Annotated in this window: 8 protein-coding genes; 5 read left to right on the top strand and 3 right to left on the bottom strand. The window is 74.6% G+C overall.

The features are described 5' to 3' along the window. Positions 1-161 precede the first annotated feature (161 nt). Entirely contained in the window at positions 162-1,694 is a 1,533-nt protein-coding gene (locus AC0682_RS01885) for a PepSY-associated TM helix domain-containing protein (protein WP_478530470.1), read from the bottom strand. Positions 1,695-1,784: 90 nt separating this feature from the next. Then, positions 1,785-2,270 (bottom strand): hypothetical protein, encoded by a 486-nt coding sequence (locus tag AC0682_RS01890; protein WP_478530504.1) that lies wholly within the window; start codon positions 2,268-2,270, stop codon positions 1,785-1,787. A gap of 745 nt (positions 2,271-3,015) precedes the next feature. On the opposite strand from AC0682_RS01890, the gene AC0682_RS01895 reads away from it, so the two are divergent. Continuing rightward, on the top strand, positions 3,016-4,188 hold the full coding sequence (locus AC0682_RS01895; protein WP_254813025.1) for an acyl-CoA dehydrogenase family protein: 1,173 nt from the start codon (positions 3,016-3,018) through the stop codon (positions 4,186-4,188). A 474-nt stretch (positions 4,189-4,662) separates the two neighbouring features. On the opposite strand, the gene AC0682_RS01900 is transcribed toward AC0682_RS01895, so the two are convergent. Next, positions 4,663-5,061, bottom strand: coding sequence for a hypothetical protein (locus tag AC0682_RS01900; protein ID WP_254813026.1), 399 nt, complete (start codon positions 5,059-5,061; stop codon positions 4,663-4,665). A 204-nt stretch (positions 5,062-5,265) separates the two neighbouring features. Between AC0682_RS01900 and AC0682_RS01905 the strand changes: the two genes are divergently transcribed. From AC0682_RS01905 to fxsA, 4 genes are all read left to right on the top strand, one after another. After that, on the top strand, positions 5,266-5,706 hold the full coding sequence (locus tag AC0682_RS01905) for an Lrp/AsnC family transcriptional regulator (protein WP_014044761.1): 441 nt from the start codon (positions 5,266-5,268) through the stop codon (positions 5,704-5,706). Positions 5,707-5,752: 46 nt separating this feature from the next. Next, on the top strand, positions 5,753-7,399 hold the full coding sequence (locus AC0682_RS01910) for an amidohydrolase (RefSeq protein ID WP_254813027.1): 1,647 nt from the start codon (positions 5,753-5,755) through the stop codon (positions 7,397-7,399). A gap of 573 nt (positions 7,400-7,972) precedes the next feature. After that, positions 7,973-8,749, top strand: coding sequence for a polyprenol monophosphomannose synthase (locus AC0682_RS01915; RefSeq protein ID WP_478530471.1), 777 nt, complete (start codon positions 7,973-7,975; stop codon positions 8,747-8,749). A gap of 98 nt (positions 8,750-8,847) precedes the next feature. Continuing rightward, positions 8,848-9,459 carry an FxsA family membrane protein gene (gene fxsA, locus AC0682_RS01920; RefSeq protein ID WP_478530472.1) on the top strand — a complete coding sequence of 204 codons (612 nt, stop codon included), beginning with the start codon at positions 8,848-8,850 and terminating at the stop codon, positions 9,457-9,459. Positions 9,460-9,646: the final 187 nt, after the last annotated feature.

A 9,646-nucleotide genomic window follows, 5' to 3' on the forward strand; every position in this document is an offset into this window, starting at 1 on the left:
GGGTGGTTGGGACCTCGGGCTCGGGTTTGGGTGGCGACGTGGTCTGCGCCCCGGAAGTGGGGGGGGGGGGGTCCCCCTGGAGGGAGGGCCCGGGCCTGGCCGGCCCCGTACGGTCCGTCCGTACAGGGCCGCCGTCCCCACAGCCTGTCCGGAGCGGACCCTCAGGCGGTACGCCGTCGGCGCACCGCGCCCACCACCGCGTCGACCACCAGGAACCCGGCCAGAGTCACCCCCAGCACCGGCAGCGCCCAGCCCAGGGCGACGACCGCCGGGATGCCCAGGACCAGGACCGGCAGCGGGAGCCGCCGCCACGCCCCCGGCTCCGGCGCCCTGCCGACGAGGGCCCGGCGGTCGGCGCGGGTGGGGCGCCGCTGCCACCACATGCGGTAGCCCCAGACGGTCACCGCCGTCAGACCGAGGGCGACGATCGCCAGCGCGATCTGGTTGACCACCCCGAACAGCACGCCCATGTGCCCCTGCACACCGAGCTTGCTCAGCTTGCTCAGGGCCGGGTGGTCGGCCCAGCGGGTGCGCGAGGTGATCTCGCCGGTGCTCACGTCGACGGCGACCCGGTCGTAGTGCACCGGCCAGACGTTGTCGTTCTGCGCCACGGTCCAGGCGCTCGCCGCGTCCGCCGCGGGCCTGACCACCACCGTGCCGCCGAGCCCCTCGTTCCGGGCCGCCGTGAGGGCGGCGTCGAAGTCGGCCGGGTCGGCGTCGGCCGTCGCTCCGCCCAAACCGCCGTGCCCGGCGTGCTCGGAGTGGTCCTCCACGGGAGCCGCGGCGCCCGGGAGCGCGGTGTCGAGGGCCGGGGCGTTCCCGTTCACCGCGTCCAGCAGCCGCCCGAACCGCTCGCCCGCGTGGTTCGACCAGGTCAGGCCGGTGGCGCTGAGGAAGAGCAGCCCCAGGGCCAGCCACACCCCGGTGACCGCGTGCCAGCCGCGCGTCCGGCGCACCCCGCGCGCCCCGCGCTCGGGCAGCAGTACGCCCCGGGCCGACTTCGGACGCCGGCCCCGGCTGCGCCGCCCGATCCAGAGGACCAGGCCGCCCGCCACGGCCACCCACAGCCAGCTCGCGGCGACCTCGGAGTACAGGCGGCCCGTCTCGCCCAGGTGGAGGTTGCGGTGGAGGTCGTCGAGCCAGGTGGTGAGCGGCGTCGACCCGAACCAGGTCGTCAGCTCACCCCGTACCTCGGCGGTGTACGGGTCCACGAAGACCGTGCGCTGCTTCTCGCCCAGCTCGGGCACCGCGAGCACCACCCGTGTGGTGTCCTCGGGCCCCGGCGGGGTGACCACCGACGCCGTGGTGCCCTCCGGGTACGCGGCCCGCGCTGCCGCTATCTGCTCGGAGAGCGGCCGGACCGCCTCCCCGACCTGCTCGACCCGGAGCCGGTCGCCGTAGACGAGCTGGTCGAGCTGGGGCGTGAGCGTGTACGCCAGGCCGGTCAGCGCCGCCACCAGCAGGAAGGGGGCGACGAGTACGCCCGCGTAGAAGTGCAGCCGGACCAGGAGGTGCCGTACGGCCTCCCAGGAGCGGCCCGGCGGCGGCTGCCCGGGGCCGGGCTGCGCGGTGCTGTCCGCGCTGCGGGTGCCGGTGCCGCCGTTGTCCGTGCTGTCGGTGTCCGTGCCGGCGGCCGTCGGGCCCTCGGCGTCCGGGGCTGTTGTGTCGTCGGGTCTGTGCGATGTCTGAGACATGGGTGCTCCTCGGAGGGCAGGCCGGAGGGAGACTCCGTGCACCTGCCGATGGGAACCGGGTCCTGCCCGGGTGAAGGGAAGCGGAGGCCGTCAGGCCACGGCTGCCGACGGTGGCCCGCGCCGATGGCGGGACCGGGCGAGGAGCGCCCCGAAGCGGATGCGGACGACCCCCGGCGGCGCCGGGCGCGACCGGGGGAGACAGGGGAGGGGGGACGGGCCCTGCCGGAGGCCGGGGCGGGGGAGGAGCAGGGTGGCGAGGCGCCGCAGCACCCGTTCCCCGTGGATCACGCAGAGGGCTGTCCCGAGGGTGGCCGCCGCATGGGCCAGGCTCATTTCGGCGTCCATGGCATGCCCGCCACCGGTGCCGGAGGGGCCGGCCAGGTGGTGCCCGTGCCCGTGACCGGACGCCGCCGCGGGGTGGTGGGCCCCGCCCGGCGTCGACAGGGAGTGGAAGGCGTGGTGCAGCGCGAACTGCGTTCCGCCCAGCACCAGCGTCACGATGTCGAAGCGGCGCCGCCGCCCGCCGAAGAGCAGCGCCCCCTGTACCGCCAGGGCGACGAACAGCAGGCCGAGCACCCCCGCGCCCGGCAGCCGCCCGCCCGCCGCGACATGGCTCACGGCACCGAGAATCAGACACGCGGCACCGCAGAGCAGGCCCCTGGCCGCTCGTGTCGGCCAGCCGCCCGGTGCACGCATGGAGACAAAATAGCCAGCCCAGGGCTCGGCCTTGCCCGTGGGGTGCCTGTTCTGCCCTCTTCCCATGCGGCAGTAGTCGGCCAGTTGGCCGAAGAAGTTCCCCTACGTTTTCAGCCAGTCGAAGAACCGGGCCTGACCTTGCCGAAAGCGCCCCGGGCGTGGGGTGTCCGCCTGGCATCCCACCTTGCCGCGAACGCCCGGAGCCGGGCGCGGGAACGGCGCGGTGGGAGCGCCGCGGCTCCTCGCGGGGGAGGGCTGGTGTGTGGGGGTGCGGCTCGAACGCCGGGTCGCGGGCCTCCCCTTCCGTAGGGGCGCGGTAAGGCGCTCGCGGGGGAAGCCATAGGAGGACCGGACGAGTTGAGTCAGTGGTTCGGACCAATGCGCTGGTCGGCGGGGTGGCCGCCGTCCCCTCCGACCAGCCCGTGACCCCGTGACGGGAGGCATCCGATCGGGCATACTCAACCCGCCACAGCCGCTGCCCCGTGCCCCCCGAGACCCGGGAGGGCAGGATCGGCTGGGCAGTCTGTTTCTTCCCGGCCCCGCACCGGGAGAGATCACCCGGCGGCGCCCCTCACACCCCGAGCGCGCGACCGCCGCAACGCCCGACAGGGAGGAGAGCGCCGTCATGTCCGACCGTGCCCCGCAGCCGGTGGAACGCCGTCTGCCCACCGAGGAGTCCCGGCAGCTCGTCGCGCTCGTCCGCGACATCGTGTCCAAGGAGATCGCTCCCCGGGCGGCCGAGGAGGAGGAGGCCGGGCACTTCCCGCGCGAGGTCTTCACCCTCCTCTCCGCATCCGGCCTCCTCGGACTTCCCTACGGCTCCGACCACGGCGGTGGCGACCAGCCCTACGAGGTCTACCTCCAGGTCCTGGAGGAGCTGGCCGCCGCCCGCCTCACCGTCGGCCTCGGCGTCAGCGTCCACTCCCTGGCCTGCCACGCCCTCGCCGGCTTCGGCACCGACGAGCAGCGGGCCGCGCACCTCACCGCGATGCTCTCGGGCGGCCTGCTGGGCGCCTACTGCCTCTCCGAACCCGCGTCCGGCTCCGACGCCGCGTCCCTGCGCACCAAGGCCGCCCGCGACGGCGACGACTGGGTCATCACCGGCACCAAGGCGTGGATCACCCACGGCGGCATCGCGGACTTCTACACCGTGCTCGCCCGCACCGGCGTCGACGGCCCGCGCGGCATCACGGCCTTCCTCGTCCCGGGCGACGCCGAAGGGCTGAACGCCGCGCTCCCCGAGAAGAAGATGGGGATGAAGGGCTCGCCCACGGCCCAGCTCAACTTCGACGGCGTACGGGTCGGTGACGACCGCCGCATCGGTGAGGAGGGCCAGGGCTTCGCCATCGCCCTCTCCGCACTCGACTCCGGCCGCCTGGGTATCGCCGCCTGCGCGATCGGCCTCGCCCAGGCGGCCCTGGACGAGGCCGTCGCGTACGCCACCGGGCGCCGCCAGTTCGGCCGCCCCATCGCGGACTTCCAGGGGCTGCGCTTCATGCTGGCCGACATGGCCACCCAGATCGAGGCCGGCCGGGCGCTCTACCTGGAGGCGGCCCGGCTGCGCGACGCGGGCGAGTCCTTCTCCCGCCAGGCGGCCATGGCGAAACTCTTCTGCACGGACGCGGCCATGCGCGTGACCACCGACGCCGTCCAAGTGCTCGGCGGCTACGGCTACACGCTCGACTTCCCGGTCGAGCGGCTGATGCGCGAGGCCAAGGTGCTCCAGATCGTCGAAGGCACCAACCAGATCCAGCGCATGGTCATCGCGCGCCACCTCGCGGGTCCGGAGACCCGCTGACCCTCGGTGGCCGGTCCGGCCACACGGGCGGTGCGGCGGCCTGGGCCCACTCCGGGTCCCGGTGGCCCGGCACCGCCCGGCCGCTGCTTTGCCAATGCCGCAGCAGAGCGCTGTAGATGGGCGGGTCGACGGGGGACGCCATCGGGGGACTGCCGGTCGAACGGGGCAGCGGCTGTGGCTGCTGAACCGATTCTTCAGAGGCCGGAGGGGCGAGTCGGCGGCGGCCCGAGCCGACGGGTGGATGCAGCGTGGTCATACGGGGTGAACGCGCCGGGCCGGGCCCGGGTCACTGGCGTCCTGATCCGCGTGCCAGTTCGGCGGCTGCCCGGGGGTGCGGTGCCGGCGCGGGAGACCGGCTCTGCGGGCACCACGCCGGACGGACCGTCGTGGTGCGGCAGGGACCGGGCCGTCCGCATGTGCGGCGAAGGGCCCGGGGGCGTACGTACGACGTCGGGTGCGGCCGCGGGCGGCGGCTCAGGCGGCCTCGCGCCGCATCCGGTCCACGCTCAGCGGGCGGGAGCCCGGGCCGCCGGCGTGGGAGAAGGGCTGCATCCGCCAGTCGAGCCCCTTGGGGAGCGTCAGCAGCAGCCCCGCCTCCTGCTCCTGGGGGTCCAGCGTCTCGTCGGCGGGCCGGGCGTCCGTCGCCGTGCGGCCGGTGCCGGAGCAGACGGTGAGCCCGAAGGGGTTCCACGGGGAGGGGCACCGGGCGTGCTCCGGCAGGACGTCCTCGTCGGCCAGCAGCGCGATGGGCTGGGCGCAGTCCGGGCAGACCACCCGGAACATCTCGAACATGTCGTAGACGTCGGCGCCTTCGTCCTCGTCGGGATCGACAGGCTCCGGTTCGGTACGTCCGGTGAGCTTCATGCTCTGCATGGGATCTTCCCCCCTCGGATGGGCCGGCACAGCGCCACGGCCTCGACCACAGCAAGCACTTCCCTCCGCGCGCGGCCGATAACCGCGAGTGAGTCCGCTACCGACCCGTAGGTCTGTGGTGTTCGTCACATGCCGCCCCGCCGGTGCCGAACCGTGACCCGTGCGACTGTGCCGACAGGGGCCCGGGGCCATAGGTTGATCCGCATGGAGGAGCTGGACCGTCAGATCGTTGAGTTGCTCGTCAAGGACGGGCGGATGAGCTACACCGACCTGGGCAAGGCCACGGGCCTGTCCACCTCGGCCGTTCATCAGCGCGTCCGCCGTCTTGAGCAGCGCGGGGTGATCCGCGGCTATGCCGCCGTCGTCGACCCCGAGGCCGTCGGGCTGCCCCTCACCGCCTTCATCTCGGTGAAGCCGTTCGACCCCAGCGCGCCCGACGACATCGCGGAGCGGCTGGCCGGGGTGCCGGAGCTGGAGGCCTGCCACAGCGTCGCGGGGGACGAGAACTACATCCTCAAGGTGCGGGTCGCCACGCCGCTGGAGCTGGAGCACCTGCTCACCCGCATCCGCTCGCTGGCCGGTGTCTCGACCCGTACGACCGTCGTCCTCTCCACCCCGTACGAGGCCCGGCCCCCGCGGATCTGAGGGGGGCGCGGACCCCGCGGCCACCGGCAGGCGCGAGACTGGTCCCATGACCGAGATCACCGGCCCCCTCAGCGCCCCCGACCACCGCACCCTGCTCCTGCGCGGGGGAGACGTCCACAGTCCCGCCGACCCGTTCGCCACCGCGATGGTGGTGGAGCGCGGGCAGGTCGCCTGGGTGGGCTCCGAAGGGGCAGCCGACGCCTTCGCGAGCGGCGTCGACGAGGTCGTCGACCTGGAAGGCGCCCTGGTCACCCCGGCGTTCACCGACGCCCATGTGCACACCACCGCGACCGGTCTGGCCCTCACCGGCCTCGACCTCTCCGGCGCCCGTACGCTTCCCGAGGCCCTCGGCCTGGTCCGTGCGTTCGCGAACCGGCACGGCACCGGGGACGTCCTGCTCGGCCACGGCTGGGACGCCGCCCGCTGGCCCGAGCAGCGCCACCCCTCGCGCGCCGAACTCGACGAGGCGGCCGGCGGACGGCCCCTGTACCTGCCCCGGATCGACGTGCACTCCGCCGTCGTCACCAGCGCCCTGCTGGACCTCGTCCCGGGCGTGACCGGGCTGGCGGGATACCGGCCCGACGCCCCGCTGACCGGCGACGCCCACCATGCCGTCCGGGCCGCCGCGCACGCCGCCCTCACCCCCGCCCAGCGCACCGCCGCCCAGCGCGCCGCACTCGACCACGCGGCATCCCTCGGCATCGGCACCCTCCACGAGTGCGGCGGGCCCGAGATCTCCGACGAGGAGGACTTCACCGCGCTCCTGACCCTCGCCGCCGAGCGGCCGGGGCCCCGGGTCCTCGGTCTCTGGGCCGAGGAGATCGCGGACGAGAAGGGCGCCCGCCGCATCCGGGAGCTGGGCGCCATCGGCGCGGCCGGCGACCTCTTCGTTGACGGCTCCCTCGGCTCGCACACCGCCTGCCTGCACCAGCCGTACGCCGACGGAGCGGGGACCGGCACCGCCCACCTGGACGCCGCCCGGATCGCCGCCCATGTCACCGCCTGCACCGAGGCCGGCCTCCAGGCGGGCTTCCACGCCATCGGGGACGCGGCCGTCACCGCCGTCGTGGAAGGCGTCCGGGCCGCCGCCGAGACGCTCGGCCCGGCCAGGGTCCGCTCCGCCCGCCACCGCGTGGAGCACGCCGAGATGCTCACCCCCGAGACCATCGCCGCCTTCGCGGAGCTGGGCCTCACCGCCTCCGTCCAGCCCGCCTTCGACGCCGCCTGGGGCGGCCCGGAGGGCATGTACGCCCAGCGCCTGGGCGCGGAGCGGGCGGCCACCCTGAACCCGTACGCCGCCCTCCTGCGCGCCGGGGTCCCGCTCGCCTTCGGCTCCGACAGCCCGGTCACCCCGCTCGACCCCTGGGGGACCGTGCGGGCCGCCGCCCACCACCGCACCCCCGAGCACCGGATCTCCGTCCGGGCCGGGTTCACCGCCCACACCCGGGGCGGCTGGCGGGCCATCGGCCGTGACGACGCCGGAGTGCTGGTGCCGGGCGCCCCGGCCGACTACGCCGTCTGGCGGACCGCCGAACTCCTGGTCCAGGCCCCCGACGACCGGGTCGCCCGCTGGTCCACCGACCCCCGCTCCGGCACGCCCGGACTGCCGGATCTGACCCCCGGCGCCGAACTGCCGGTCTGCCTGCGGACGGTGGTCTCCGGACAAACGGTCTACGTGCGCCCGAACGAGTGACGTCGGCGGATTCCGTACCGCCGATCGATGGCTCGGGCACGTGTGCACGACCTGCGGATCCCCGGCACTGACCAGGCAATTTGGGCAAAAGCCGCAGGTCGCACGGGTGTTGACAGAACGCGCCCACGGGCCGGTAGGTTCGGCCGGGTCCACCACAGGACGTCCGACCGGTTGGACCTCCACGCAGTCGTCGAACGCCGCTGGGTCATGGGGTGGTGTGCCGCACCGGCCCACCACCACTGACAGCCAGGTTCAGCGCCCGCGCCTCGGGGGCGAGGGAAGGTTTCAGCCGGACGGAGGGTGCGACCCGGGTGGGGCCCGGACGTTCAGTAGACAACGGCTCTCGGTCGACCCGCAGCCAGCGGGTCCCAGGTCGGCCCGAAGGGCGCCGGGCCCCGATCCGCAGTTCCGTCCGCACGTCCGGCCACGCCCGAACCTCCGGTTCCGCCCCGGTTCCGTCCGCGGTTCCGTCCGTCCGCCCGGCCTGTGCCACACGAGACACGACCGCGTAGGCCCCCGGTGGCCGTGCGCTGGATATGGTGTCCCTCTGTGTACGGACTCTAAGGGGCAGTAGTGAACGACGGCGGTCAGAGGCAGTTCGGCCCGCTCGGCAAGGTTCTGGTGATCATTCCGACCTACAACGAGGTCGAGAACATCGGGCCGATCGTCGACCGGGTGCGCACGGCCGTGCCGGATGCCGACATCCTGGTGGCCGACGACAACAGCCCCGACGGCACGGGCAAGGCGGCCGACGAGATCGCCGCCGCCGACGACCAGGTCCACGTCCTGCACCGCAAGGGCAAGGAAGGGCTCGGCGCCGCCTATCTCGCGGGCTTCGCCTGGGGCACCGAGCACGGCTACGGCGTCCTCGTCGAGATGGACGCCGACGGCTCCCACCAGCCCGAGGAGCTGCCCCGGCTGCTCACCGCGCTCAAGGGCGCCGACCTCGTCCTCGGCTCCCGCTGGGTGCCCGGCGGGCGGGTGGTCAACTGGCCCAAGAGCCGCGAGGTCATCTCCCGGGGCGGCAGCCTCTACTCCCGCCTCGCCCTCGGCCTCTCCGTCCGCGACGTCACCGGGGGCTACCGCGCCTTCCGCACCGAGACCCTCCAGGGCCTCGGACTCGACGAGGTCGCCTCGCAGGGGTACTGCTTCCAGGTGGACCTGGCCCGCCGCTCCGTCGAGGCCGGCTACCACGTCGTCGAGGTCCCCATCACCTTCGTGGACCGCGAGGTCGGCGACTCCAAGATGAGCCGGGACATCCTCGTCGAGGCGCTGTGGCGGGTCACCGGCTGGGGCATCAGCTCCCGCGCCAACAAGGTCCTGGGCCGCAAGAGGCCCGACAGCGCCTGACGACGTCCGTACGGGGGGCGAGCGCGGTCACTGCTGTGCGGGCGGCCCATGATCACCCCCTTACGCCGTTTCCACCTCCGTACGGGCACACTGGTTGCATGACGACCGGCACCCCGCCCCCGATCCGTCCCCGGCGCTCGCGCGTCCGTAGGTTCCTGCCGCTGGCACTGGCCGCCTGGCTGGTCCTGGAGATCTGGCTCCTGACCGTGGTCGCCTCGGCGGCGGGCGGGCTCACCGTCCTGCTGCTCCTGGTGGCCGGGGCGGTGCTGGGCACCGTGGTGATCAAGCGCGCCGGGCGCCGCGCCTTCAGGAACCTCACCGAGACCCTCCAGCAGATGCCGGGGCAGCCCGGTGCCACCGAGGCCCCGCAGGTCGCCGGAGGCAGGGGCAGCCGGGGCAACGGGCTGCTGATGCTCGGTGGGCTGCTGCTCCTGATCCCCGGCCTGATCTCGGACGCGGCCGGTCTCCTCCTGCTCGTCCCCCCGGTCCGCACCCTGATCAGCCGCCGGGCGGAGCAGTCCCTGGAGCGCCGCATGCGGGCCGCGTCCCCCGGCGGCTTCTCGGACGCCTTCCAGCAGGCCCGGATGCACCGGCCGGACGGGAAGGTCGTCCAGGGCGAGGTCATCCGCGAGGACGGCACACGGTCCCCCTCCGAGCCCTCAGGTCCGGACGACGACCCCCGGGGCCCGCGCCCGCCGCTCACCCCCTGAGACGGCGCGCGGCGGCTCGCCCTCGGCCGGTGTGGGCCGCCGTGCACGCGCGACAGCTGTAGGCGCGGCCAGGGGGCGTACGACACAGAGCCGGGGGGGGGGGGGGGGGGGGGGGGGGGGGGGGGGGGGGGGGGGGGGGGGGGGGGGGGGGGGGGGGGGGGGGGGGTGGGGGGGAGGGGGGGGGGGA

The organism is Streptomyces sp. NPDC043746, from assembly GCF_056436485.1.